Source organism: Mycolicibacterium gilvum, from assembly GCF_900454025.1.
Taxonomy (GTDB): Bacteria; Actinomycetota; Actinomycetes; order Mycobacteriales; family Mycobacteriaceae; genus Mycobacterium; species Mycobacterium gilvum.
Genome location: NZ_UGQM01000001.1, coordinates 1,063,762 through 1,090,304 on the forward strand (window position 1 = coordinate 1,063,762; position 26,543 = coordinate 1,090,304).

General features: G+C 68.6%; 23 protein-coding genes. 11 read left to right on the forward strand and 12 right to left on the reverse strand.

The features are described 5' to 3' along the window. Positions 1-15 precede the first annotated feature (15 nt). Positions 16-972, reverse strand: a complete 957-nt coding sequence (locus DYE23_RS05025) for an ADP-ribosylglycohydrolase family protein (protein WP_115326671.1) — start codon at positions 970-972, stop codon at positions 16-18. A 69-nt stretch (positions 973-1,041) separates the two neighbouring features. Here DYE23_RS05025 and DYE23_RS05030 point away from each other — a divergent pair, with 69 nt between their 5' ends. Further along, positions 1,042-1,692 carry an NUDIX hydrolase gene (locus DYE23_RS05030; RefSeq protein ID WP_115326672.1) on the forward strand — a complete coding sequence of 217 codons (651 nt, stop codon included), beginning with the start codon at positions 1,042-1,044 and terminating at the stop codon, positions 1,690-1,692. Between the two features lie 170 nt (positions 1,693-1,862). Further along, positions 1,863-3,047 carry a PE-PPE domain-containing protein gene (locus tag DYE23_RS05035; RefSeq protein ID WP_115328869.1) on the forward strand — a complete coding sequence of 395 codons (1,185 nt, stop codon included), beginning with the start codon at positions 1,863-1,865 and terminating at the stop codon, positions 3,045-3,047. Here the strand turns inward: DYE23_RS05035 and DYE23_RS05040 are convergent. Continuing rightward, entirely contained in the window at positions 3,044-4,033 is a 990-nt protein-coding gene (locus DYE23_RS05040; RefSeq protein ID WP_115326673.1) for a hypothetical protein, read from the reverse strand. The two genes, DYE23_RS05035 and DYE23_RS05040, sit on opposite strands and share 4 nt — an antisense overlap. Before the next feature lie 15 nt (positions 4,034-4,048). Next, positions 4,049-4,969, reverse strand: coding sequence for a ribonuclease HI (locus tag DYE23_RS05045; RefSeq protein WP_115326674.1), 921 nt, complete (start codon positions 4,967-4,969; stop codon positions 4,049-4,051). A gap of 114 nt (positions 4,970-5,083) precedes the next feature. Between DYE23_RS05045 and DYE23_RS05050 the strand changes: the two genes are divergently transcribed. The 4 genes from DYE23_RS05050 (at position 5,084) to DYE23_RS05065 (ending at position 11,236) form a co-directional block, all read left to right on the forward strand. Then, positions 5,084-6,739, forward strand: a complete 1,656-nt coding sequence (locus DYE23_RS05050) for an NERD domain-containing protein (protein ID WP_115326675.1) — start codon at positions 5,084-5,086, stop codon at positions 6,737-6,739. A gap of 152 nt (positions 6,740-6,891) precedes the next feature. Beyond that, positions 6,892-7,314 carry an organic hydroperoxide resistance protein gene (locus DYE23_RS05055; protein WP_115326676.1) on the forward strand — a complete coding sequence of 141 codons (423 nt, stop codon included), beginning with the start codon at positions 6,892-6,894 and terminating at the stop codon, positions 7,312-7,314. A 159-nt stretch (positions 7,315-7,473) separates the two neighbouring features. After that, on the forward strand, positions 7,474-9,615 hold the full coding sequence (locus DYE23_RS05060; protein ID WP_115326677.1) for an EAL domain-containing protein: 2,142 nt from the start codon (positions 7,474-7,476) through the stop codon (positions 9,613-9,615). A gap of 73 nt (positions 9,616-9,688) precedes the next feature. Then, a complete protein-coding gene (locus tag DYE23_RS05065; protein WP_011892097.1) occupies positions 9,689-11,236 on the forward strand; it encodes an IS1182-like element ISMgi3 family transposase in 1,548 nt (515 codons plus the stop codon). Positions 11,237-11,392: 156 nt separating this feature from the next. On the opposite strand, the gene DYE23_RS05070 is transcribed toward DYE23_RS05065, so the two are convergent. From DYE23_RS05070 to ilvD, 3 genes are all read right to left on the reverse strand, one after another. After that, positions 11,393-11,977: a TetR/AcrR family transcriptional regulator gene (locus DYE23_RS05070; protein WP_011895995.1), complete on the reverse strand. Its 585-nt coding sequence runs from the start codon at positions 11,975-11,977 to the stop codon at positions 11,393-11,395. Between the two features lie 74 nt (positions 11,978-12,051). Then, on the reverse strand, positions 12,052-12,657 hold the full coding sequence (locus DYE23_RS05075) for a TetR/AcrR family transcriptional regulator (protein ID WP_115326678.1): 606 nt from the start codon (positions 12,655-12,657) through the stop codon (positions 12,052-12,054). Positions 12,658-12,928: 271 nt separating this feature from the next. Further along, entirely contained in the window at positions 12,929-14,770 is a 1,842-nt protein-coding gene (gene ilvD / locus DYE23_RS05080) for a dihydroxy-acid dehydratase (protein ID WP_115326679.1), read from the reverse strand. A 78-nt stretch (positions 14,771-14,848) separates the two neighbouring features. On the opposite strand from ilvD, the gene DYE23_RS05085 reads away from it, so the two are divergent. Further along, complete coding sequence (locus DYE23_RS05085; protein ID WP_115326680.1) at positions 14,849-15,691, forward strand: helix-turn-helix transcriptional regulator; 843 nt, start codon at positions 14,849-14,851, stop codon at positions 15,689-15,691. On the opposite strand, the gene DYE23_RS05090 is transcribed toward DYE23_RS05085, so the two are convergent. Both DYE23_RS05090 and DYE23_RS05095 read right to left on the reverse strand, forming a co-directional pair. After that, complete coding sequence (locus DYE23_RS05090; protein ID WP_115326681.1) at positions 15,670-16,236, reverse strand: TetR-like C-terminal domain-containing protein; 567 nt, start codon at positions 16,234-16,236, stop codon at positions 15,670-15,672. The two genes, DYE23_RS05085 and DYE23_RS05090, sit on opposite strands and share 22 nt — an antisense overlap. 99 nt (positions 16,237-16,335) lie before the next feature. Next, complete coding sequence (locus tag DYE23_RS05095; RefSeq protein ID WP_115326682.1) at positions 16,336-17,352, reverse strand: TerC family protein; 1,017 nt, start codon at positions 17,350-17,352, stop codon at positions 16,336-16,338. Positions 17,353-17,461: 109 nt separating this feature from the next. Between DYE23_RS05095 and DYE23_RS30775 the strand changes: the two genes are divergently transcribed. Continuing rightward, a complete protein-coding gene (locus tag DYE23_RS30775; RefSeq protein WP_158022100.1) occupies positions 17,462-17,608 on the forward strand; it encodes a hypothetical protein in 147 nt (48 codons plus the stop codon). 26 nt (positions 17,609-17,634) lie between these two features. Here the strand turns inward: DYE23_RS30775 and DYE23_RS05100 are convergent, their stop codons facing one another. Both DYE23_RS05100 and DYE23_RS05105 read right to left on the reverse strand, forming a co-directional pair. Continuing rightward, on the reverse strand, positions 17,635-18,660 hold the full coding sequence (locus tag DYE23_RS05100) for an acyl-CoA dehydrogenase family protein (protein ID WP_011895989.1): 1,026 nt from the start codon (positions 18,658-18,660) through the stop codon (positions 17,635-17,637). Next, positions 18,660-19,808, reverse strand: coding sequence for an acyl-CoA dehydrogenase family protein (locus DYE23_RS05105; RefSeq protein ID WP_011895988.1), 1,149 nt, complete (start codon positions 19,806-19,808; stop codon positions 18,660-18,662). The genes DYE23_RS05100 and DYE23_RS05105 overlap by 1 nt, the downstream gene beginning before the upstream one ends. Positions 19,809-19,897: 89 nt before the next feature. Between DYE23_RS05105 and DYE23_RS05110 the strand changes: the two genes are divergently transcribed. Together DYE23_RS05110 and DYE23_RS05115 are read left to right on the forward strand one after the other, a co-directional pair. Then, positions 19,898-20,866 (forward strand): NAD(P)/FAD-dependent oxidoreductase, encoded by a 969-nt coding sequence (locus tag DYE23_RS05110; protein ID WP_115328870.1) that lies wholly within the window; start codon positions 19,898-19,900, stop codon positions 20,864-20,866. Between the two features lie 22 nt (positions 20,867-20,888). After that, a complete protein-coding gene (locus DYE23_RS05115) occupies positions 20,889-21,425 on the forward strand; it encodes a YceI family protein (RefSeq protein ID WP_115326683.1) in 537 nt (178 codons plus the stop codon). Between the two features lies 1 nt (position 21,426). On the opposite strand, the gene DYE23_RS05120 is transcribed toward DYE23_RS05115, so the two are convergent. Both DYE23_RS05120 and DYE23_RS05125 read right to left on the reverse strand, forming a co-directional pair. Beyond that, entirely contained in the window at positions 21,427-23,019 is a 1,593-nt protein-coding gene (locus DYE23_RS05120) for an MFS transporter (protein WP_115326684.1), read from the reverse strand. Between the two features lie 55 nt (positions 23,020-23,074). Next, positions 23,075-24,100 (reverse strand): TIGR03617 family F420-dependent LLM class oxidoreductase, encoded by a 1,026-nt coding sequence (locus tag DYE23_RS05125; protein ID WP_115326685.1) that lies wholly within the window; start codon positions 24,098-24,100, stop codon positions 23,075-23,077. A gap of 195 nt (positions 24,101-24,295) precedes the next feature. Here DYE23_RS05125 and DYE23_RS05130 point away from each other — a divergent pair, with 195 nt between their 5' ends. Further along, entirely contained in the window at positions 24,296-26,470 is a 2,175-nt protein-coding gene (locus DYE23_RS05130; RefSeq protein ID WP_115326686.1) for a molybdopterin-containing oxidoreductase family protein, read from the forward strand. The last annotated feature ends 73 nt before the right edge of the window (positions 26,471-26,543 follow it).

Consider the following 26,543-nt stretch of genomic DNA (forward strand, 5'->3'; position numbering starts at 1 on the left):
TCCCTTCGTTGATGTTCAGCGCGCCGCCGCGTGGGCGAGCTCCGCCAGTGCCGCCGCGTCGAGGCCGGGCCAGCCGTGCAACAGCTCGCGCCATGCCCGGGGTACCGCCGACGCGCCATGGACGGCGCCGAGCAGGCCACCCGCGATCGCCGCGACGGTGTCGGTGTCGAAGCCGGCGCGCACCGCGGCGTCGAGGCCACGGGGTAGATGGCCCGTCCCCGCCGCATCCGGATCTGCCTCGGAGCCGGCCGTTGTCGCGATCGCCGACCACGCGGCCTGCAATGCCGACACCACCCAGCCGTTTTTCGGAAAGTCGCGCGGGCGTGACGTCTCGGCGATGTCGAGCCGTTCCGACCACGTCACCCGGCTCTCGTCGCCGAGATGCCGCAGCCCGACCCGCACGTCGAGGTCGCCGGTCAGCACGCCGTGGCGGATGGCGCTGCACCACAGCACGCAGGCGTCACCCGCCTCGGGGTCGAAGTGGGTGAGCGCACTGATCGCGCGCGCCGCCTCCACCATCGCATCCTCGTCGTCCAGATAGGCCAGTGCCACCGGTGCCGTGCGCATCAGTGAGCCGTTGCCGCCGCTGCGACCGGACCTCGCGTGGTGCGCCCGGGACGCGTCCCGCGCCCGCGCCGCGGTGATCGCCGCCCCACGCGATGCCGCACGCAGCACCGAACTCGTCTGCACGCCAATGTCCTTCGTGTGGTGCGACCATTCGCGCCAGCGCGTGAGGATCGCATCCTGTGCCCGCTCGTCACACAGGTCGGCGCCGGTGGCCGCCACCTCCGCGATCGCGATGGCCATCGCGGTGTCGTCGGTCCACTCCCCGGGCTCCCACACGCCGCCGCCAGCCATCCTTACGTCGAGGTCCGGCCCGCGCGGCGGCTGGAATTCGTACGGCGCACCGAGTGCGTCCCCTGCTGCGGTACCGAGCAGCACCCCTGCGATCCGATCATCATGTGACGTCATCGTCCACCCCCTACGAACTAATTAGAGCATATCTGAGCTAATACGGCTAATGTAGCCTGTGCCACTGACATGAACGCGCGCGAGTACCGAGACAGCAGCCGCAAGAGGCTCACCGACTACCCCCGGCCATCGGTGGCGGTCGACTCGGCCGTGCTCACCCTCGACGAGCAGGGCGGCCTGGTCGTGCTTCAGGTGCGACGCGAGAACCGGCGCGGCTGGGGACTTCCCGGCACGTTCCTGCACCCGGGGGAGCGGCTGTCCGATGCGGTCAAGCGCTCGCTGCGGGTCAAGGCCAACGTCGAGGGTCTCGACCCCCGGCAGTTGTATGTGTTCGACGACCCCGACCGCGACGACCGCGGGTGGGTGCTGTCGGTGGCTCATGTCGACGTCGTCCGGCCGGAGCGCCTCGCCGACCGGTTCGCGGACTCGACGCGGCTGATGCCCGTCGGCAGCCCCGGACGGCTGAGCTTCGACCACGCCGACATCGTCGCGCGCGCGCTCAGCTACCTGCGCGACCGGTACGCGCGCAGCCCCGACCCCGACCATCTCCTCGACGACGAGTTCACCTTCCGGGAATTGCGCCTCGCGCACGAAGCCGTCGCCGGCGAGCCGTTGCAGCGCGACTGGTTCCGCCGCGCGATGGAACCGCAACTCGTCGCCACCGGGGTGATGACCAGCCGCGGGCGGGGCCGCCCCGCAGAACTCTTCCGCCGGCCCTAGGGGCGTGTCGCGCGATGCCACGCTGAAAGTGCAGTTCAGAGGCGGTCAAGGTCACGATAGTTTTACAGTCTTGATAATTTCTGGGGAAACCCCCGATTTCTATTGACGGAGCCGAAAATATGTTTCCTAGGTGGCCACGGGGGTGGTCCGCAATGGGGGGAGACATTTTCATGGGTTCTGCACGACATGTCGGACGGATCGGCGCGCTGGCACTTGCGCTGGGCATCGGTATCGGGCTGGGGAGTGCGGCGGGGACGGCGAATGCCGACGACTCCGCCGTCAGCAACTCGCGACGGGCCGCCGCGTCGGCGGACGCCGCCGGCGGCCCGTCCCGGGGACCCGCCACGAACAGCCCGGATCGCGACGAACCTGCCACGGCGCCGGCGGCGCGCACCAGGGCGCAGGCCAAGCCGTCCTCGTTGCGCGTCTCCGAGGCGCGCGCCCGCAAGTCCGACAAGCTCGACGACATCTCCGACGACGCAGCGGAGGAGTGGACGCCCGATGCCGATGCCGATGTCCCGGTGACGTCCGCCGCGAACAGTCCCGAACCACCTGCCCGGTCGACCTCCCTGTGGACGGTCCTGACGGCCGCGTGGCGCCAGCCCGGCCGATCCGGCACGGATGCGACGGCCGGAAGCCAGGTGACCGACCCTCGTAAGCCCACTGTCGACGATCCCGACACGCCGGCGACCGCCCCTCCCGAGGAGCCGGACAGCAGCCCGCTTCCGGTGCACAGTCCGACAGCCCCCGACGTCCCGTCCGAGACGCGGACCGTCGTCACGATCGGAGGGTTGGGATCCACGCCCGAGGAGGCGGGCGACTATCTGCAGGGCTACCCGAAATCCCCGGGGAACACCTGGATTCCGCTGGTCTACCCGGCGGCCGCGCGGCAGAGCTCGATCACGCAGGGCGCCGCCAACCTCGACCGGCTGCTGCGGTCGACCACGGGATTCGTCGACGTGATCGGGATGTCGCAGGGTGCCCAGGTCGTCGGGGAGTGGCTGTCGAGCTTCGCGCTGCACGCCGATGCTCCCGCGCCGGATCGGATCCGGTTCACGCTGCTGGGCAACCCTTCTCGCCGGCTCGGCTCCAACACGGACCTGATGGGGTGGGATTTCCGCCGCATTGCGTTGACCCCGGAGGACACCGCATACACCGTCCGCGACATCGCCAAGCGCTGGGACGGCTGGGCGAACTGGGAGAACTGGCCCAACGTCACCCGCGAAAGCGCCGCCGAACTGGTCCGGCTCTTCCTCGGGATGTTCACCGACCACCGGGGGTACGACGACGTCGACGTCAACTCCCTCGTGGTGCGTGCGGTCGTCGGGAACACGACGTATTACGTTGCGCCCTAGGCTCGTCGCGGAGCGGTGATCTCGTCGAGGCGACGCAGGATCCGTGAATGCAGCGTGTTGTCGATCGATATGTACAGCCCCAGACTGCCCAGATCGACGGGTCCGGACGCGTGGGGTAGCACCCGTGGAAGAGCCCTGATGACGGCGGCGAACTCGTCGATGAACTCCCGGTAGCTGCGCAGGGGAGCGTCGAGCATCCGAGCGCAGTCGGCCAGGATGTCGTCGTAATACGCCGGTGCGGATATGCCGCGGCATCGTTCCGAGAGTTCCAGCAGCCGTTCGTGATAATCCATGACGCGGTGGGCGATGTGCGCGATCGCCTCCGGGTCGGCGCCGTCTTCGTCCACGTCGTCCACGCCGCTGAACGCCGCCATGAACGCCGGCGCCATCATGAAGCGGTCCAGCTGCTGGATCGTTCTCATCATCTCGTCGAGCATGTGCACGACCGTGCTCGCGAGCTCGCCCGCCGACATGAGCCCGGAGGCGCCGGCCTCGGTGTAGCCGAGCTCGCTGTCCCGGAGCCGCGACGCCAGCGGAGCGGCCCGTTGCATCAGGATCGACGCGAACAGCGCCTGCTCCCAACCCTGTGGTCTGTCGCGTATCAGTGCGTCGAGCTCGGCCTTGGTGGCGGCCAGGGTCGCGATCGGCTCATCGGTGTCGGGCCCGCTGTCGGTGCCGGTGATGTCAGCCGTTGGGGCAGAACCCTTTTCACCGTAGACCGCGCGACTGTCGCCGATCATCGTCCAGCGGTGCTGCCGTTCCGCGAGGCGCGCCCGCTCGAACTCCCGCTCGGCCGCCAACTTCTCGTCGCACAACCGCCTCTCCTCGGCCTTGCGCGTCAGCACGACACAGAGGTAGACCACCCCCGCCAGCGCCGCAGCGCCGACCACCCACCAGATGTATTTGACGACCAGGCCGGCGATGATCACCAGGACGAAGATCGCGGCCGGCACCGACCCGTCGCCCGGAGAGGAATGGTCAGCCATCGGACACCGGACCCGTCAGGCGCTGCGTGCGCGCGTGAACTCGCGCGAGAACGTCACCGCGAGGTCGGATGCCCGACGGTGGTATTCGGTAGCATCAAGTGCGCTGTCGCCCAACGCATATCGTGAGGCCAGCCGGGCCAGCGCATCGGCGCCCTCGTTGAGCGGCTCACCCCGGTGACCTTTGACCCACAGCGGGGTGATCCGGGCGCGGTCCTCGAAGATCATCTGCCGGGCCCGCACCAGCCCGGGGGTCTTGCCGCTCTCGCGGTAGGCCAGGTATCCCTCAGGAAGCACGTCCTCGCCGTCCATCCAGCGCTTCACCATCCCGATGGCCGGCCTGCTGTCGCTGAGCACCGTGATGTCGCGGCCGCGCAGCCGCTGCACCGCGGCGCCGATGGCCCGCAGCTCGGCGACCAGCACCACCTGCGGGCCGATGAGCTTCGTCGAATGCCGAAATCCCTGCAGTCCGTACTCACCCGTGGACGCGAGCCACCCGTAGCCGGTGATCTTTCCCCGCACCGAACCGTCGGTGGCCACGCACACCGGAGCGGCCGCCATCACCTCCCGCAGACCCGACAGGGCGCCGCGCACCAGCGCCTCATCGGAGAACCTCGGCCGCTCGATCCACACCCCGGGCATCAGCAGCGCCACCTCGTCGCGCAGCGCCCACAGCGTGCTGCGCGCCGGCAGCTGCACCACGAACCGGATGCGCTCGGCGTCTGCCGCCGCATGGATCCGGCGGATCACGTCGAGGGTCGCGGTATCGGCCGACTCGGCATCGACGGTGCCGGACCAGCACTGCTGAGCCGAATTCGCCGAGTACGCGAACACCGACCTCGAGCGGGGTCGGACGGCGAGCGCCACCGACAGCATCGGACGCGAGCGTGCCGTGACGATGTCGAGCGGTCGTGTGCCGGCTACAGGTTTCGGTGCCATCGGTCCTCCCCAGCTGAAAGCGTGTGACGGCACTGTACGAAGACGGTCCGACAAGTTCGGTCCGCCGGCCGGGACCGCCGCTAGCATCGCGGTGACGAAGGGGAGGACGTCGACATGGCCATCACGCCCGACGAGACGCCGCGCTTGGCCAACAACGCCGAGCGCAAGGTCTACCAACTGCTGCTCGACCAGCTCGGCGACGGCGACCTCGTCATCCCCGGCAAGCGCGTCACCGACCACCTCAAGGACCACGAGATCGACTTCTGCGTCGCCCTCGAGGGCGCCGGCGTGCTGTGCCTGGAGGTTAAGGGCGGTGAGGTGTGGCACGACGGGAAGGGCTGGCGACAGCTGCGCGGCGGCCGCGAGGTCAGCATCGAGCCCGTCCGTCAGGCGCGGGAAGCGTGCTACGCGCTGCGCGACTTCGTCGAGAAAGACCCCCGCTGGAGTCAGCACCGACTTCGGTGGGACCACGTCGTCGTGCTGCCCAACACCGAACTGCCGCAGGACTTCGCGCTGCCCGAATGCCCGCGCTGGAAGGTCGTCGACCGCACCGATCTGGCGGACCTCGCCGCCAGACTGCGCCGCATCCTGCTGGACCAGGAACTCGACCGGCCGCTGCTGAGCGCCGCCGGAATCGGCCAACTCATCCGGGTGCTGGACGGGCGCGGGCTGCCGCAACGCAGCGTGGTGGCCCGCGCGCTGGAAAACGAGGACGCCGCAGACGTTCTCACCGAACAGCAGTCGGTGATCCTCGACGCCATCAAGCTGCTCCACCGCGTCGAGATCCGCGGCGGCGCGGGCAGCGGCAAAACCTTCCTCGCGATGGAGCAGGCCCGTCGGCTCGCCCGCGCCGGGCGGCGCGTCGCGCTGGTCTGCTACTCACACGGACTGGCGTCCTACCTGGAACGCATCACCGCCACCTGGAACCGGCGCCACCGCCCCGCCTACGTCGGTGAGTTCCACGACCTGGGCAAGCAGTGGGGTGCCCCCGCGGGGCCCGACGAATCGGTCCGCAACGACGAGACAGTCAGGTTCTGGGAGCACGACCTGCCGTCGCAGATGACCAGGCTCGCAACGCAACTCGACCCCGGCCACCGCTTCGACGCGATCGTCGTCGACGAAGCGCAGGACTTCGCCGACGCGTGGTGGGATCCGCTGCTCGCCGCGCTGAAGGACGACGAGACCGGCGGACTGTACGTGTTCAGCGACGAAGGGCAGCGGGTGTTCGACCGCTTCGGCGCACCCCCGGTGCCGCTGGTGCCGTTACTCCTGGACCACAACCTGCGCAACACCCGCCAGATTGCCGACGCGTTCCAGCCTCTCGTCGATCACCCGATGCGTGCGCTCGGCGCGGACGGCCCCGCCGTCAAGTACGTCCCCTGCTCGCGGGAGGACGCCATGGACACCGGCGACGACGAGGTCGAACTGCTGCTCGACCAGGGTTGGCGGCCCGAGGACGTCGCGCTGCTGACCACCGGGAGCCGCCACCCTGAACAGCGGGAACGCCAGGCCGCCGGCAGCGCCGCGTACTGGGACAGCTTCTGGGACGCCGAGCAGGTGTTCTACGGTCACGTGCTCGGCTTCAAGGGACTCGAACGACGGGTCGTCGTGCTGGTGGTCAACGAGGAGTCCGCGTTCGAGCGGTCCCGGGAGCGTCTCTACGTCGGGCTGTCCCGAGCCCGCGACCAGCTCGTGGTCTGCGGCGACCCGGAATTCCTCCGCACCGTCGGCGGGCCGGATCTCGCGCGGCGGCTCGACATCCCGCAATGACGCCTCGAACGTACGAATTCTGACGAGAAATCGCCGGAATCCGGTCATAAATCGTGCGTTCGGCGCTACCCGGCTAGATTGTGCACAATTAAATTGTGAGCTACTGTTGACCCCCATGTCCGCTGCCCGTCTCGACGACGAAGGGAACAACAATGAAGGCTCTCTACACCGCTGAAGCGCTGGCCACCGGCGAAGGACGCGACGGCCACGGCCGCACCTCCGACGGCAAGGTCGACGTCGAACTGAGCATCCCGAAGGAGATGGGCGGCTCCGGGACCGGCACCAACCCCGAGCAGCTCTTCGCCGTCGGCTACGCCGCGTGCTTCCACTCCGCGCTGCGGGTCGTCGCGCGCCAGCAGAAGGCCGACGTGTCCGACTCGGCCGTCGGCGCCAAGGTGGAACTCGGCTCGCTCGACGACGGCGGTTTCGGCCTGGCGGTCGAGCTCGAAGTCACGCTGCCCAACGTCGATCACGAGACCGCGCAGAAGCTCACCGAGGCCGCGCATCAGGTGTGCCCGTACTCGAACGCGACGCGCGGCAACATCGAGGTCACGCTGACAGTTACTGACGATTGAGTTCCGAATTTGCCCCGACCAAAGGTAGGCGTCATCCTGCGCGCCGTGAGCTGACGGAGCCGTCGGTGGCTGTGGGTGAATTTTTGCAGGCTGTGCCAAGTCCTGCGGCACGGACCAAAGTTGGGCACAGCCTGCACCCCGCGGTTTACTATCTTTGCTATGCACGTCGATGAGGTGACGGGACACCTCATGGAGGACCAGCCCGGCATACCTGCCGACCTGGTGCGCACGTTGCTGGGTGTGCTCAGGCAACGTCTCGGCCTCGATACCGCCTGGTTGTCGTCGTTCCAGGATGACACGCAGACCATCGAGGTCCTCGACGGAGACGCCGCCTCGTTCGGGCTGTCCCCGGGACTGCGGACACCGCTGTCGGAGTCCTACTGCGTGCGTGTCATCGACGGCCGCCTGCCCTCGGTCGTGCCCGATACGTCGCAGAACCAGACCACCCACGCGCTGGCCGCCACCGACGAGATGGGACTGGGCGCCTACGTCGGCGTGCCGGTGCCGGGCCACGCCGGGGCCACCTCGGGAATGGTCTGTCTGGTCAGCCAGGAACCCAAGCCCTATCTGGGAGACGACGACCTGCGCCTGGTCAAGCAGGCGGCCGAGCTCATCGGCACGCTCATCGAGTCGCCGGTCCGCCAGGCCGATTCGGTCGACCGTCGCAGCGCAATCCGGCGGGTGGTCTCGGAGCTCGACTTCGAGGTGGTCTTCCAGGCCATCCACGACGTCACCAGCGGCAGGGTCGTCGGAGTCGAGGCGCTCGCACGGTTCCCCTGCGAACCGTTTCGACCCGACGCGTTCTTCGCCGAGGCCGCGCAGCTGGGGATCGGCATCCAGCTCGAGACGGCCATCGTGCGCCGAGTGCTGTCGCTGTTGCCGCAACTGCCCGACGACGTGTTCGTCTCCATCAACATCTCACCCGCTGCGGCACTGGTGGCGCCGTGGAGCGAGCTGCTCGCCGACGTCGAACCGTCCCGGATCGTCCTGGAGATCACCGAGCACGACGCCGTGCCGAACTACGGTGCGCTCGACGACGTGCTCGAGGGGTGCCGTGCGCAGGGCGTGCGGGTGGCCGTCGACGACGTCGGCGCGGGCTTCGCGTCGTTCTCCCACGTCCTGGAGCTGGCCCCGGAGTTCGTCAAGATCGACCACTCGATCATCCGCCACATCGACGTCGACGACGCTCGACGGCGCCTGGCCCAGGCGATCGCCGAGTTCGCCGGTCAGTTCGGTGCGATGGTGATCGCCGAAGGTGTGGAGAGCCAGCGTGAACTCGACGCGGTGCGGGCCGCGGGCATCGGCTGTGCGCAGGGCTTCTTCCTGAGCCGGCCGAAGGCCCACGGGCACGGTTTCCCCGCCGCCACCGCGACCGCCGATCCGAGCGAGCCCCTACCGGCGGCCGTCGACCTGCTGGGGGAGCGGCGGTTCGAGCTCGCGCTGGCGCATTCGCCCATCGGCATGGCCGTCGTCGGCCTGGACGGCTCGTTCCTGCGCACCAACCGCGCGCTGCGCGCGATGCTCGGCTACAGCCGACGAGCCATGTCGGAGCTGACCTTTCAGGACATCACCCACCCCGACGACCTCGACCTCGACCTCGCCCTGGTCAACGAGTGCCTAGAGGGGCGCCGCCGTTCCTACCGCATCGACAAGCGCTACATCGCCGCCGACGGCAGCATCGTGTGGTGCGCGCTCACCGCGGTCATCGTGCATGCGCCCCGGGACCAGCCGCGCTGCTTCGTCTCTCAGATCGTCGACGTCACCGCCGACCGTCTGCGTGAGGCCGAACTGGTGCGCCGCGCCAGCACCGACCCCCTGACCTCGATCGCCAACCGGTCCGCGGCCTGGACCCGGCTGGAGCAACTCGACCAGAGCGGCGAAGGGTACGGCGTCCTGTTCTGCGACATCGAGAGGTTCAAGTCGGTCAACGACCGGCACGGTCACCACGCCGGAGATCAGCTCCTCGTCGAGGTGGCGCAACGGCTCCACGACACCCTGGACCCCTTCGACCTCGCCGCCCGCTGGGGAGGCGACGAGTTCCTGGTGATCACGCGCTGCGTCGAGGAACCGGCGCTGGCCTGCCTGGCCGACCGGATCATCGACCGGATGGACGGAACCCCGATCACCCTGCCCGGTGGCGCCGAGGAATCGGTCGCGATGACGATCGGCTTCGCCGCGCACCGGCCTGGCGACGGCCGATCCGTCGACGACGTCCTCGACCTCGCCGACCACCAGATGTGCGAGCAGCGACGACGCCGCCCACGGGTCCGCCGGCGGCTGGGTGTCTCGCGTCCCCGCTGAGCGCTAGGAGACTGCTGAATTATTCCCGCGTGGCGGGTGGGGTTGTCCTGGGGTTTTTGGGGATGATTGATGGGTGCAGGGTCGCTCTGATGATCAGCGTGAGTTCTTGGATGCGGAGTCGGTTGCCGGGCATCTTCTGAAGTCTGACAGCGTGTTTGCCTTCCTGGCGGCGTACCGCAGGCAGTTGTTTCCCGAGGAGATGTTCGCCGATCTGTTCCCGTCGCGGCGGGGCCGTCCCAGCGTGCCTGCCGAAGTGATGGCTTCGGTGATCACATTGCAGGCCTTGCACGGGCTCTCGGATAACGAGACCGTCGATGCAGTCACCTTCGACCTGCGGTGGAAAGCCGCCTGTGGGCTCCCGATCACCGCTGGAGCGTTTCATTCCACGACGCTGACGTACTGGCGGCGCCGGTTGGCTGCCTCGGATCGCCCGAACCGGATCTTCGAGGCGGTCAAGACGGTCGTGGCCGCCACCGGGGCACTGACCGGCAAGACGCGGCGGGCCTTGGACTCCACGATCCTCGACGACGCCGTAGCTACCCAAGACACCGTGACCCAGTTGATCGGCGCGATCCGCAGAGTGCGACGAGAGGTCCCCGGAGCGGGCGAGGTGGTGGCGTCCCAGTGCAGCGCCCACGACTACGACGACCCGGGTAAACCGGCCATCACCTGGGATGACGCTGCGGCCCGGGAAATGTTGGTCAACGCTTTGGTCACCGATGCCCATCGGCTGCTGGGTCATCTGCCTGACCAGGAACTCGGCGTCCGCGCCGCTGAGGCGGTGGCGTTGTTGGCGTTGATCGCCGGCCAAGACGTCGAACCTGTTGACGATTCTGATGGCACCGATGGGCGGTGGCGTATCGCCCAGCGAGTCGCCCAGGATCGGGTGATTTCCACCGTCGATCCCGATGCCCGCCACGCGCATAAAAGCGTGCACCGCCGCCAAGACGGATTCAAAGCCCATATTGCGGTCGAGCCCGATACTGGCCTGATTACCGACTGCGCCTTGACCAAAGCCGGTGGTGCCGGCACCCACGACGCGGCAGTGGCTCCGCAGTTGCTGGCTGGTGAAAGTGCACCAGTGACAGTGCTGGCTGATTCGGCCTATGGCAGTGGGGATTTCCGCGCTCAACTCAGGAAGTCACGTCATCGCGATCGGGTCAAACCCGCACCCCTGCGCGCCGCTGTGCCCGGCGGGTTCACCATCGATGACTTCACTGTTGATCACCGCGGCCATCGCGTGACCTGCCCAGCGGGAGTGGCTCGGAGCATCAGCGCACGCGGCAACGCCACCTTCGGGGCCGCGTGCCGGGGCTGCGCGCTACGCCCACAGTGCACCACCAGCATCGACGGCAGAAGCCTGAAAATCGGGCCCCACGACGCACTTCAACGCGCTGCCCGTAAGAGGTCACAAAAACCACGGTGGCTCAACGAATATCGTCAACACCGCCCGATGGTGGAACGCACCATCGCCTGGCTGACACGCGGCAACCGCAAAGTCCGCTACCGCGGGGTCACCCGCAACGATCAATGGCTGCATCATCGCGCCGCCGCGGTGAACTTACATCGCCTAATCACCCTGGGATTGACCCACACCGGCGCTGGCTGGGCCATCGCCTGACCCCGGCACAGCCGGGTCTTGGCTCACCGGGCACCACATGCACCCTCAACACGGCCGCGGTGACACTCGTAACTGTCGACTCCCGGGTTTGACTCAACCACGGCCCACAGAGCGCTCTGAGGCACCCGCCCCCAACACACCTAATTCAGCAGTCTCCTAGCGCGCCATCCGTTTGCTCAGGATCGTCAGCGAGTTCTCCAGCTCGGTATCCGGCATCGGGGTCTCGTGTGACGTCGCGATCAGCACACCGACGATCGCCCCGGCGATCACCCGTCGTTCCTCTGCGGCGGCGGGCGCATCCGGACGCGACACCATCGCCTCGGCGATCATCTCGATCAACCGGATGTACTCCGAGTAGATCAGCCCGCGGGCTTCCGGGATCCCGTACATCATGCGCTGGCCTGCGGCGGCGTCCTCGCGTTCCTCGGGGGTCAGGTCGGCGAACACCGTGGCGACGGCATGACGGTAGGCGTCCACGATCGGAAGATCCGGGGGAGCGTCGGCGAAGGCCTCGACGATCGGCGAGATCTGGTCATCGGAGATCAGCAGCGCTTCCTTCACCCCGAAATAGCGGTACAACGTGCGAGGTGAGACGTCGGCCGCTTCGGCGATCTGGTCGACGGTGGTGTTCGCATATCCCTGGGTGTCGAAGAGTTCGAACGCCGCTCGTCTGATGGCCAGCCGCGTCTGAACCTTCTTGCGCTCCCGCAGGCCGTGCGGTTGCGATTCGGACTCGGGCATCGACCCAGTTTGTCTGAGATCCGGCGGGTTCGCCAAAAAGTTCGCCGGGTGGCGTGGCGCCGATGCCGGGCCGATCAGCCCGGGCCGGCCCGCAGCGCGCGCTCGGCGAACGTCAGCACCGGGGCCTTCAGCGCGAGGATCGCCGCCGGATCGCCGTCGATCAGCGCGGTGGTGACCAGTGCGGAAATGGCCGCGACCAACGCCTTGCAGGCGAACTTGTCGGCTTTGCTGCGTGCCTTGAAGATCTTTGCGACGCCGTCGACGAACTGCTGCTGCAACTCGGCGCGACGGTGCATCGCGTCGGGCCCGGCGGAATAGACCTCCACCAGATAGAGCCTCGCGGTCGGTGGATCCAGCGCCATGAACCCCAGGTACCTGTCGAGCATGACGCCGAAGCGTTCCAGCGGGGTGGCGCCGGCCGGTGCGGCGAGGATCGCGTCGATGACGTGGCCCTGCATGCCGGCGAAACCGGCCATGAAGCAGTCCTGCTTAGAGTCGAACAACTCGTAGAACGTCGCGCGGGACACCCCGGCGTGCTTGATCAGATCGTCAACGCTGGAGTTGTTGTAGCCCTTGGTTCCCATCACGACGGCGAGCGCCTTGAACAATCGCTGCTTCTGGTGCGCGGCGACCTCGTCGCGGCTGAGGCGGTGCCGCCCGGCCGCGAGTCGCTCGGCCATGTTGGTCCCCTTCGATCACCTGCCCGAAGTATAAGGCGGGCCCGATATCCAGTTCAGGAAACCCTGAGCCACCAAACGAAACGGGGCCGGTCCCGAAATTCACGAACATGGGTGTTTGCGTACTATAAGTCCGGTTACGCGGTCGTCATCGCGGCCGGTGCGCTCATCGAGGGGTTGAGCGGTCACTCGGCCCGTACGCCCGGTTTCCGGCGATTCCCCAGGGGGGTGGAGCGCCGGAAGCCGGCGCGAGCGCCCGGGCCGCAGGCGATGCTCAGACCGCGCCGACATCACGTACCGCGCCCTTGTCCGCCGACAGCGCCAACGCGGCATAGGCGCGCAGCGCCGCTGACACCGGTCGCTCCCGGTGGCGGGGCCGATATCCGCCGCCCTCCAATGCCGCACGGCGCCGGTCCAATTCGTCGTCGGCAACGTCGAGCCCGATCGTGCGGCGCGGGATGTCGATGGTGATCCGGTCGCCGTCCTCGACGAGTGCGATGGTGCCACCAGCCGCCGCCTCGGGGGACACGTGGCCGACCGCGAGTCCCGACGACCCGCCCGAGAACCTGCCGTCGGTCACCAGCGCGCACACCTTGCCCAGCCCGCGGCCCTTCAAATATGAGGTGGGGTACAGCATCTCCTGCATGCCCGGACCGCCCTTGGGGCCCTCGAAGCGCACCACGACGACGTCGCCGGGCTGCACCCGTCCGTTCAGGATCGCGTCGACGGCGTCCTCCTGGGATTCGACCACCACCGCGGGGCCGGAGAATGTCCAGATCGATTCGTCGACGCCCGCGGTCTTGACGATGCAGCCGTCGCGGGACAGGTTGCCGCGCAGGATCGCCAGCCCGCCGTCCTCCGAATAGGCATGGCGCACATCGCGGATGCAACCCGTGGACGCGTCGGTGTCCAGCGACTCCCACCGCTCGGACTGGCTGAACGCCGACGCCGAACGGACACAACCCGGCGCGGCATGGAACAGTTCGATCGCCTCCTCGCACGCCTGCCCGCCGCGAACATCCCAGCGGCGCAACCATTCCGGAAGCGAGCCCGCATGCACCGAGTGGACAGTCTCGTGCAGGTGCCCCCCGCGCCACAGCTCACCCAGGATCGCCGGGATGCCGCCGGCGCGGTGCACGTCTTCCATCAGATAGTGGCCGTTCGGGGCGACCTTGCACAGACACGGGATCTGGCGGCTGCGCTTCTCGATGTCTTCGAGCGTGTAGTCCAGCTCCGCCTCCCGTGCGGCGGCCAGCAGATGAAGAATCGTGTTCGTCGAGCCACCCATCGCCATGTCCATCGCCATCGCGTTGTCGAACGCCTCGCGGTTCGCGATCGCGCGCGGCAGCACGCTGGTGTCGTCCTCGTCGTAGTAGCGGCGACACAGGTCCATCACCGTCGCGCCGGCGTTCTCGTACAGCGCGCGACGCGCAGTGTGGGTGGCCAGCACCGACCCGTTGCCGGGCAGCGCCAGCCCGAGTGCCTCGGTCAGGCAGTTCATCGAGTTCGCGGTGAACATGCCCGAGCACGACCCGCACGTCGGGCACGCCGACTCCTCGATCCGGGCCAGGTCCGGATCCGACACCCCGCTGTCGACCGCGTCGGCGATCGCACTGACCAGATTCAGCCGGGTGCGCACCGTGCCGTCGACCAGAACCGCGGTGCCACCCTCCATCGGGCCGCCCGAGACGAACACCGTCGGGATGTCCAGGCGCAGCGCGGCCATCACCATGCCCGGAGTGATCTTGTCGCAGTTGGAGATACACACCATCGCGTCGGCGCAGTGCGCATTGATCATGTACTCCACAGAGTCGGCGATGAGCTCCCGGCTGGGCAGGGAGTAGAGCATGCCGCCGTGGCCCATCGCGATGCCGTCGTCGACGGCGATCGTGTTGAACTCGCGCGGCACCCCGCCGGCCGCCCTGATCGCCTCCGACACGATCCGGCCCACCGGTTGAAGATGCGTGTGCCCGGGGACGAACTCGGTGAAGCTGTTGGCGACGGCGACGATCGGCTTGCCGATGTCGGCGCCGTCCACCCCCGCGGCACGCAGCAACGCGCGCGCTCCCGCCATGTTCCGACCGTGCGTGACCGTCCGCGACCTCAGCTCAGGCATGGTCTCCAGGGTCCGGTGAACCGGGGCCGGACGGAAGACGGCCTCGATACCAGTACTGGCAGTACTACTCTCGGCGGCGTGGACACACGCGCACAACGGCGTCTTGCCCTCGGGGAGTTCCTGCGGGCGCGCCGTGAGGCGATCCGTCGCGCGGATGTCGGACTGCCGGAGTTGCCGCGGGCCCGCACCGGCGGTCTGCGCCGCGAGGAGGTCGCCGTGACCGCCGGCGTCAGCGTTACCTGGTACACGTGGCTGGAGCAGGGCCGCGACATCAACCCGTCCAAGCAGGTGCTCGACGCGGTCGCCGACGCTCTGCGGTTGTCGCCGGCCGAGCACGAGTACGTGCTCGCCCTGGGCGGCTACGCCGTCGACGCGGCCGTCTCGCGAGGACCGATGCCGCCGCACATCCAGCACTTCCTCGATGCGCTGGAAGGGTATCCGGCGTTCGCGATCACACCGGACTGGGGGATCGCCGCCTGGAACACGACCTATGCGGCGCTGTACCCGAACGTCGAACGGGTACCGGAGACCGACCGGAACCTGCTGTGGCTGGTGTTCACCGATCCGTACATCCACGAGCTGCTACCGAACTGGGACACCGACAGCCGCCGCTTCCTCGCCGAGTTCCGTGCCGATGCGGGCCCGCGGGTGGGTGAGCCGTCCTACACCGCGCTGGTGTCGAGACTGTCCTCGGAGAGCCCGCATTTCGCCGCGGCATGGCAGGCGACGAGCATCGAACGGTTCACCTCGCGGGAACGGCTGTTCCGGCATCCGGCGGCGGGCGAACTACGACTCGAACACCACCAGGTGGCGCCGGTCGACGTGCCCGACATCCAGATAGTGGCGTACCTTCCGGTGCCCGACTCCGGTGCGTCCGAACGCCTTCGGATGTTGACGGGTCAGGCCGACACCGCGCGGTAGACCATGTCGGCGATCTGTTCGCAGTAGGCGTCGTCGATGTCCTCGCCGGTGTAGAGCGCTCGCATGTTGATCGGCGCGAACAGCATCTCCAGCGCCGTGATGTGATCGACCCCGGCGCGCAGTTCGCCGCGCTCGCGCGCCCGCTCGAACACGCCCGCCAGACTCGCCGCGCGCGCTCGCCAGGCCGAGCGCCGTACATCCATGCTGGCGACGAACGTGTCTGCGATCAGGTGCCCGCCGTGGAGCTTGCGGCCCTCGTCGGAGGTGATCAACGCGACCATCCGCTGGGCGAGGGCGATCAGATCGGTGCGCAGCGATCCGGTGTCGGGAAGAGACCCGTCGTCGCCGGGGCGCAGGGCCAGGGCGTGCAGCAGTAGGGATTCCGGATCGGGCCAGTGCCGGCGGATGGACGGCTCGTCGAGACCGTGCCGATGCGCCATCGCTCCGACGTCGAAGCGGTCGATACCCCACCGGGCGACCTCGTCGTGGACGGCCGCGACGATGCGGTCGTGGTCGTCAGCGGCAAGCGGACGCTCGGCCTGCATGTGTGTCCTCCCCCCGGAATTCCCTGGACAACCATGCCACAGCGGGCGGTGGATGATTCACACGAAAATGTGACGGTGCGGTCCTCAGTGCGCCACCGCTCACCCGGTGGCGTCGCGCTGCTCCTCGGGTCGCTTGCGGCTGGCGCGCAGCGAACCGGGATGGGCCTTCGCCGTCGGATCCTTGCGGGTCTTGATCAGGCTGGCAACCGTCACGATCGTCAGGATCCCGATGATCACCACCAGGCTCAGATACGTGTTGATCTCCGGGATCTGGGGGTTGATGTCCACATGACCCCAGTGCAGGATCAGCTTCACCCCGATGAACGCCAGGATGATCGACAACCCCGTCGACAAGTACACCAGGCGGTCCAGCAGCCCCTTCACGAGGAAGAACAACGCGCGCAAACCCAGCAGCGCGAACGCATTCGCGGTGAACACGATGTACGGCTCATTCGTCACCCCGAAGACCGCCGGGATCGAGTCGAGCGCGAAGAGCAGGTCGACGCTGCCGATCGCGATCAGCACCGCGAGCAGCGGGGTGGCCATCCGCCGACCCTCGCGGCGGGTCAGCAGCTTGCCCCCGTCGTAGTCGTCGCTGATCGGCAGGACCTTGCGGGTGGCCCGGATCATGATGTTGTTCTCGACGTCGGGATCCTCGTCGCGGTGCCGGAACAGCTGGATCGCGGTGTAGATCAGCAACAGCCCGAACAGCAGGAACATGAACGAGAACAACGACAACAGGGTCGCGCCGACGGCGATGAAGATCGCCCGCATGATCAGGGCGAGGATGATGCCGAACGTCAGCACCTTGTGTTGATGCTCCTCGGGCACCGCGAACGTCGTCATGATGATGACGAACACGAACAGGTTGTCGACCGACAGGCTCTTCTCGACGATGTAGCCGGCGAAGTACTCGGTGCCGAAGTCCCCGCCGTGCGTCATCGCGAACCACACGCCGAACCCGATCGCGACCGCGATGTAGAACACCGACCAGACGGTCGCCTCCCGGAACCCGACCCTGTGTGGCCGCAGCGCGGCCAGGATCAGGTCTATCGCGAGCAGGCCGACGATCACGCCGATCGTCACACCCCACGTCAACCCGCTGATCTCGAGCATGCGTCGGCGACTCCCAACTGTGTGGCGGTTGTGTTTGATTCCTTTGTACCGATAGTCCGCGGCGGCGAGTGGGTATGCCGACCTCGACCCATCGGATGAAGGAGACGTCGTGACCCAGCCCGACCACGCGGAGAACACCGGAGACAACCTGCGCCACGCCGCCGAGGTGCAGGAGCAGGCCCGCGAGGATCCGCGCACCGACGTCACCGACGAGAAGTCGGCACCGGTCGACGGTCTGCCGGACTTCAACACGTAGGCCGATCCCGCCGGGGGCAGGTCCCGTCAGGCGGTGATCAACGGCCAGAGGCCGTCGCGGCCCGCGGCGAGCGCCGCGGTCGTCAGCAGCTCATCCCAGTAGTGGACCGAGCCGAACTCCGACCGCCACGCCAACGCGGGCTGGGTGAACTCGTGGAGCCTGTGTTCCCGGGTGGTGCCGATCGCCCCGTGCACTTGATGGGCATTGCGCACCACCACCGACGTCGCATGTCCGGTGCACGAACGCGCCACGGCGACAAGGAATTCGAGATTGGTGCCCGACCATCCGGTGCGCACCGCCTCGGTGAGGGCGGCTTCGGTGGCCGCACGCGCCAGCGCGGCCTCGGCGGCGCTGTCGGAGACCAGGTTCTGGACGGACTGGAACTTCGCCAGCGGCCGGCCGAACTGTGTGCGATCGGTCGTGTGCGCGATCGACAGGGCCACGATCCGGTCCAGCGCCGCGCACACCTGCAGGCCGCGCACCAGAGCGCCCCGCAGCAACAACTGATCGATCAGCGCGTTCGGCACCGTGGTGCCGGTCAGTGCTGCGGGATCGGCGGCGACGGTGTCACGTGGTTCGCCGGCGAGGTTGGCCCCTGAGGTGACGGCGAGGTCGCCGGCGGCGACGTCGGCGACCTGAGCGGTCCCGTTCGTGCGCCAGACCACGACGATCCTGTCCGCCTCGGACGCCCACGGGACGCCGTGTGCGACACCGTCGTCGAGGACGCACACCGTACGGCGTGCGTCGTCGACGGGTAGACCGGCCGACTCGAGCAGCCAGCACGCCAGCAGGTCGTGCTCGGCCAGGGGAACCTGAACTCCGTTCTGGACCGCCGCGCGAAGCAGTTCGGCGCCTTCGCGCCAACCGGCGCCACTGCCGCCGGACTCCTCGCTGCCGGTCAGCCGCGTCAATCCCAGCTGGCCGAGGCGATCCCACAGCCCCGCGTCCCAGGTCGCGGCGGGCCGCTGGGCTCCGAGCTGTTCACGGTGGTCGGCGAACACCGCATCCAACATCTCGACGAGGTCGGGATCGACCGAGGTGGGTCCGGTCATCAGCGCATCCCCAATCCGCGGGCGATCACGCCGCGCAGGATCTCGTTGGTACCGCCCCGCAGCGTGAACCCGGGACGCTGGACGACCGCGTCGTCGAGCATCGCGCGGTACCCGCCGTGATCGGGTGCGCAGGCGTCGGTGAGCAGGTCGGCGAAGTCGGCGATGTCGCCCTCGGTGCTGGTGCCCAGAACCTTGACCACGGCCGCTGCGGTGTCGGCCGGTTCGTGCCGTTCCAGGGCCCCGGCGACCGCGGTGGACATCTGGTGCAGTCCGGCCACGCGTGCGACGTAACGGCCGAGATCGTTGTGCCGCGGCAGCCCGTCGTTCATCAGCGCGGCCAACTCGGCCAGCAGAGGGAACGTCGACAGGAAGCGCTCGGGCCCGCTGCGCTCGAACGCCAGCTCGGAGGTCACCTGCTGCCACCCGTCGCCGATGGCGCCGAACACCATGTCGTCGGCGACGAAGACGTCGTCGAGCAGGACCTCGTTGAAGTGGTGCCGGCCGTCCATCGACACGATCGGACGGATGTCGACCCCCGGCGAGCGCAGGTCGACGATGAACTGGCTCAGCCCGGCGTGGCGGTGCGCGGGGTCGACCGGTTCGGTGCGGGCCAGGCAGATGAAGGCGTCCGCCCTATGCGCCCCCGACGTCCACACCTTGGCTCCCGTGACCGACCATCCGCCGTCGACGGGTGAGGCCTTGGTGCGCACGCTGGCGAGATCGGAACCCGAGTCCGGTTCGCTCATGCCGATGCCGAAATAGCAACGGCCGGCGGCGATCTCGGGAAGGTAGCGGCGCTTCTGCGTTTCGGTGCCGTACTTGAGCAGGGACGGGACGATCTGGCGATCGGCGATCCAGTGGGCGCCCACGGGCGCGCCGGCGGCGAGCAGCTCCTCGGTGACGACGAACCGCTCCAGGAAACTCCGGCCGTGGCCGCCGTACTCCTCGGGGACCGTCATGCCCAGCCATCCCCGGGCGGCCAGCGCACGGGAGAAGTCCTCGTCCCAGCCCGTCAGCCAGGAGTCGACCTGACGGCCGATGCGGCCGGCGTCGCGCTGTTCGGCGACGAACTGCCGCACCTCGTCGCGCAACCCGTCCATGGCGTGCGGATCGTCCGCCACCGGCGGAACCAGTCTGGAAGTGTTCACGAGATGTGTCCTTCGGTTCGACGCCGTTGGGTTGTGCGAAGAATAGGACGCTGATCCGCCCGTCGAACCGCTGGGTGCTGCCGACCGGGATGCCTAACCGCGCCGATTCGGGGAACAGACCGTCGGTGGATTACGAATGTGCAGTGGTGGGCGCCGGCGCCGCCGGACTGAGCGCGGCCCTGGTGCTGGGCAGGGCGCGGCGCAGCACCGTCGTCGTCGACACCGCAGACCCGAGCAACCGGGCCGCGCCCGTGATCGGCGGGCTGCTCGGCTTCGACCAGCGGCCCCCCGACGAGTTGTACGAGACCGGCCGCGCCCAACTGCGGGCCTACCCGAGCGTCGAGTACCGGCACGGCGAAGTGCTCGCGGGCCGGGCGAGCGACCACGGGTTCGAACTCGACATCGACGACGGCCGGCAGATCCGCGCCAAACGGGTACTGCTGGCGACGGGGATGTCGTACTGCCCGCCACAACTGCCCGGTCTGGCCGAGCTGTGGGGCACCGCCGTCTTCCACTGCCCTTTCTGCCACGGCTGGGAGATGCGGGACCGGAAGCTGGCGGCGCTGGCCGCGGGGGACGCCAGCCTGCACGCGGCGTTGATGCTGCGCGGCTGGACCGATGACGTCGTGCTGCTGACCGACGGGAAGACCGACCTCACCCCCGACGACGAACGGGTCCTCACCGCCGCCGGCGTCCGGATCGACGACCGGCGCGTCGTCGAATTGCACGGTGACGACGGCGAATTGGAGAGCATCGCGTTCGCCGACGGTGACACGCTGGCCCGCGACGGGCTGCTGGTCGAGGCGCCGGTGCGGCAGCGCTCCGCACTGGCCGAACAACTCGGCGCGACCTGCACCCCCGGGCCGCTGGGCACCGAACCGCTCAGCGTGGACGAGATGGCCCGCACCAGCACCGGTGGGGTCTTCGCCGCCGGCGACGTGTGCACCGAACAACCACACATCTCCGGCGCGATCGCCGCGGGCTCGGAGGCGGCGATGATCATCGTGCAGAGCCTGCTGGCCGACGACTTCGGGCTGCCTTACCCTCCGGGGTCTTAGCCCGTCTGGATACGCTCGGCCGGTGACGACGTGGGAACTGGATCCGTCGGACGGTGAGCTCCTGCTGACCACCGGCGTGACGGGACCGGCGGCCAAGATGGGCCACCGGCTGACCATCGCGGTGCAGTGGCGAGCCACCGTGGAGTGGGACGGCGACCGGCCGGTGTCGGTGGAGATGACCGTCGACGTCGGCAGCCTCGAGGTGCTCGGCGGCGAGGGCGGTGTGACCGGGCTGTCCGCCCCGGAGAAGGCGCTGGCGCGCGCGAACGCCCTGAAAACCCTGCAGGCCAAACGGTTTCCGCAGATCGTGTTCCGGACGTCGTCGATCGAGCCCGCGGATCACGGCTACCTGCTGCACGGCACGCTGGACCTGCACGGCCGCAGCCGCGACCGCGTGCTCGAGGTGGAGGTCGAGGACCTCGGCGAGCAGTGGCAGATGGCCTGCCGCGCGTCGGTGAGCCACGCCGACCACGGCCTCAAGCCCTACTCGATGATGATGGGCGCGATGAAGGTCGCCGACGAGGTCGCGGTGTCGTTCACCGCGCGGCACCCGAAATAGGTCAGCGCGCGTCGCGCACCGCGAGATAGTGCTCGGCGACGGCGTCGCCTTCGGTGTACCGCTCGACGTCCTGCTCGATCAGCTGATCCTGCCCCGTGAGCCGGGTGTAGTGCTGGTGCATGTGCTCACCCCAGGAACGCACGATGAACGTCTCCACGAACGTCGACTCCTGCTCGATGCTGCGGAACAGCTGCCACATCGAGGCCCCGGTGCGCTGCCGCGACCGTCCCAGGCGGGCCATCGCGGCCATGAACGGCTCCTCGTTCTCCGGCAGCACCCGGTAGGCGGTGATCACCAGGACGGGCCCGTCGAGCGGCTCGGGCTCGAACAGCAACGTCGGCTCCGGCCAGTGTGAGGACGGGGTGAGGTCGAGGGTTCCGGTGCCGGCGTGCAGCGGCCACCACCACAGCGACAGCGCGCAGAAAATCAGCAGCGCGGCACTGACCAGCAGGCTGGTGACGCTGCTGGTGCCGCCCGCGAGAAGCCCCCACAGCAGCGAGCCGACGGCCTGACCGCCCATGAAGATCAGCTGGTACACCGACAGGCCGCGGGCCCGCACCCAACTCGGCAGGCTCAGCTGCATCGACGCGTTCAGCGTCGACAGCGTCAGCAGCCACGCGGCGCCCCCGATCACCAGCGCCGCCGCGACGACCGCGACGTTGTGGACGAGCGCGAGCACGGCCGTGGCCATCCCGAAGCCGGCCGCACCGGCGATCAGCAGCTTGTTCTGGCCGAACCGGGCCCGCAGCCGCGACAACGCGAACGCGCCGAGCACCGCCCCGACACCCAGTGCGCCGAGCAGTGCGCCGTAGCCGGCCGATCCCAGGCCCAGCTGGTCCCTCGCGATGACCGGGAGTAACCCCCACACCGCGCTGCCGGGCGCGATGAACAACACCGTGCGCAGCAGGATGCGCCGCACGATGGGGGAGCTGCGGATGTAGCGGCCGCCGGCACTGAGCGCGGCCAGCGCCCGCTCGGGCGGGTAGTCGCTGCGCACGGGCGGGCGCCGCCACCACACGAGCACCAGCACGATGCCCACGAACGACACCGCGTTGAGTGCGAACACGATCGTCGGGCCGGTCAGCGACACCAGAGCACCGGCGATCGCGGGTCCGATCGCCCTGGCCCCGTTCATGCTCATGCTGCCCAGCGCCGCGGCGGCGGGAATCTGATCCGACGGCACGAGATCCGGCTGGATCGCCTGCCAGGCCGGCGCGGTCAGCGCCTGCCCGCAGCCGATCACGAACAACAGCGTCAGCAGGACCGTCGGGGTGGTCAGCCCGGCACCGGTCAGCGTGGCGAGAAGACCCACGCCGGCGGCCATCGCGCCCTGCGTCGCGATCAGCAACCGGCGGCGGTCGACGAGATCGGCCAGCACACCCGACGGCAACGCCAGCAGCATCACCGGCAACGTGGTGGCCGTCTGCACCAGCGGCACCAGAACCGCGGCGGCCGGGTCGTCGACCAGCATCCACTGGGCGCCGACGGTCTGCATCCAGGTGCCGAGATTCGAGACGAACTGCGCGATCCACAGCGCGCGGAACACCGGCGACTGCAGCGGAGCCCAGGTGGAGGTCGATACCGGCGATGTCATCTGCCTCCCCTGTTCGGCTGTCGGGCCCCGGGTGCGTACCCGGTGCGGGGGTCGGCTAAGCCTGCTGTGCGTTCGAGAGACGCTGCGCGACAATGCCGTAGCGTTCGAACCGCTCCGGGTCGGCCAGCGCGTTGTACAGCACGATGCGGGTGGCGGTGCCGCCGTACCTGGCGCTCAGGGCGTCGGCCAGCCCGTCCCAGGTGGATTCGGTCGCGAACACGGCGATGTGCTCGTCGGTGATCTGCGCGGCCATGCCCTTGATGTCGCCGGCCTTCTGCTTCTCCCGGATCCGCGCCGTGGTCCCCTCGAAGCCGGCCTCGTCCCAGATGAACGCATAGTTGGGCGTGCTTCCGTAGAAGCTCATGCTGGCGCGGACCAGTTCGCGCTCGCGGTGGCGTTCCTCATCGGTGTCCCCCACGACCGTCATCACCGGCACGATCAGGGCGATCTCGGACGGGGAGCGTCCCGATTTCTGCGCTCCCTCGGCCACTTTCGGGATGACGTGGCGGGCGATGTAGCCGGGCTCGCCGAGCGGGTGCACGTGGACCCCGTCGGCGACCTCGCCGGCCATCCGCAGCATCCAGGGGTTGACCGCGGCGACGTCGACCTTCGGGTCGGGGGCGTCGATCGGTCCGGCGCTCCACTGCGGGGTGATGAAGTCCAGGTTGTAGAAGTCGCCGTGGTGGTCGAGGGTTCCGGTGCGGAACGCGCCGAAGCAGGCTTTGACCGCGAGCACGTAGTCCCGAAGTCGGGGGCCGGGGTGCTCGAACTCGACGCCGTAGCGGCGCACCACATGGGTGCGGACCTGGGTGCCGAGACCGAGCCGGAAGTTCCCGCCGGAGGCCTCCTGCAGTTCCCACGCCGAGGCTGCCGTGACGAACGGGCTGCGCGGAAACGCGACCGCCACTCCCGTCGACAACTGCAGTCCGGGCGCGGCCAGCGCCGCCGCGGCCGCGTTGAGGTACGCGGTACGGCCGGTCTCGGTGAACAACATGCCGTCGAAGCCCGCCTCCCGGGTGCGGCGGGCGAGATCGCCGGTCGAGCGCAGGGGTTGCGGGGTCGTCATCACGTCGACGTACATCGATCGCACCTTACGCCGCGCCCTATTCTCGCCGAACTTGCATTCCAGCAGGCGTCTTCTCGCACTTTGTCTGCGCGGACGCAATCTTGGCGAGGGGCGGCGCCGTCACGTCGCGTTAATGACGGCGAAATTGGGATGCCACACCCGCGTCGTTCACTGGGTACATCCTCCGCCGCCGTCGAAAAGGACCACCCCATGACCCTCGACGCCACACCGAAACCACTCACCATCGTGCGGGGGGCCTGCCCCCACGACTGTCCCGACACCTGCGCGATGCTCTACCACGTCGAGGACGGCAAACTCGTTGACGTCCAGGGAGATCCGAACCATCCGATGACCCGCGGCGGTCTGTGCGTGAAGGTCAAGAACTTCCACGAGCACCACTACCAGCCCGACCGCCTGCTCTACCCGATGCGCCGGGTGGGCGCGAAGGGCTCCGGCGAGTTCGAACGGATCACGTGGGACGAGGCGCTCGCAGAGATCAAGTCGCGGTGGACCGAGATCATCGACACCTACGGCAGCCAGGCGATCATGCCGCACGCCTACCTCGGCCACCAGGGAGTGCTCAACGGGCTCACGTCGGGCGACGCGTTCTTCAACCGGCTCGGGTCGACCGTCGCCGAGAAGACCTACTGCGAATCGGGGTCGTCGACCGCCTGGCACATGACCGTCGGCGGCTCCGGGGGCCTGGACGTCGAGTCGATGGCGCACTCGAAGTACATCATCGTGTGGGGCATGAACATGACCAGCACCAACCTGCACGGCTGGCCGTTCCTGCTCGAAGCCCGCAAGAACAACGGCGCGAAGATCGTCGTCATCGACCCCGTGAAGAATCGCACTGCGCGGCAGGCGGATTGGCACATCCCGATCCGGCCGGGCACCGACGGGGCGCTCGCGATGGGCATGATCCAGCAGATCATCGCCCAGGGCCTGGTCGACACCGACTACGTCGAGCGCTACACCGTCGGCTACGACGAACTCGCCGAACGCGCCGCGCAGTACCCGCCGGAACGGGTCGAGGAGATCACCGGCATCCCCGCCGACGACATCCGAAAATTGGCCTACGAGTACGCCACGTCGCAGCCCGCCGCGATCCGGCAGGGCGTCGCGCTGGAGCGCAGCCGCGGCGGTGGCCAGGCGATCCGGGCCATCACCTGCCTGCCCGCGCTCGTCGGCGCGTGGCGCCACGTCGGCGGCGGCACGATGGAGATGCCGATCTGGGAGTTCCCGACGAAGTTCGACGCGATCTGCAAGCCGGAGTGGATCCCCGAGGGCACCCGGGTTGTCAACGAACTCGACCTCGGCATGGCGCTGACCGGCGAGATGGAGCTCGACCCGCCGATCAAGTCGCTGTTCGTCTACAACTCCAACCCCGTGTCGCAGGGCCCGGCGCAGGAGAAGACCATGCGCGGCCTGATGCGCGACGACCTGTTCACCGTCGTCAGCGAGCACTTCGTCACCGACACAGCGAAATTCGCGGACCTGCTGCTGCCGGCGACCATGCAGGCCGAACAACTCGACATCATGGTCACCTGGGGACACCTCTACATCTCGCTGAACCAGCCGGCCATCGCGCCGCCCGGCGAATGCGTGCCCAACGTCGAGTTGTTCCGGCGGCTGGCGCATGTCATGGAGTTCGACGACGAATCCATGGCCTACTGGAACCGCACCGACCGTGAAATGCTCATCGACTTCCACGACTGGGACGCACCCGCCTTGGCCGGTATCACCTACGAGAAGCTCGAAGAGGTCGGCTGGATGCGGCTGGCCGTCGGCACTCCCGATGTGCGGGCGCCGCACGCGGAGGGGAACTTCCCGACCCCGTCGGGCAAATGCGAGTTCAAGTCCAGCCTGGCCGAGGGCGGCAACTTCGTCGTCCCGGTGTGGCGCTCGATGTACGAGGGTATGCAGCCCGGCGGCTACGTCGACCCGGTGCCCGACTACGTCCCGCCGTTCGAGTCGCCACAGTCCAATCCCGAACTGGCACAGCAGTACCCGCTGTCGATCATCTCACCCAAACCGCATGCGTTCCTCAACAGTCAGTACGGCAATGCCGCGGACAAGCAGAAGGTGCAGGGCGGGCAGCGGGTGTTCATCCACCCCGCCGATGCGGCCGAACGCGGTATCGCCGAGGGCGACGTGGTCCGCGTGTTCAACGATCGCGGATCGTTCCAGGGGCCGGCGGCCTACGACGACGGACTGATGGCCGGCCTGGTGATGGCCAACGTCGGGCACTGGCAGGGCAAGACGTCGGGGACGACGGTCAACGCGATCACCGCCGACCGGCACTGCGGTCTGGGCAACGCCGGCGTGTACGGGGACAACCTCGTCGAGGTTGAGAAGGTCGCCGAGGAGGCCTTCGCGAGCTGAGAGGCGCGGGCGCGCGGGGCGCGTTCGGCGGGCGCGAGCGCGCGCCGTTGTACGCGAGGGGCGGCGTGTCGCT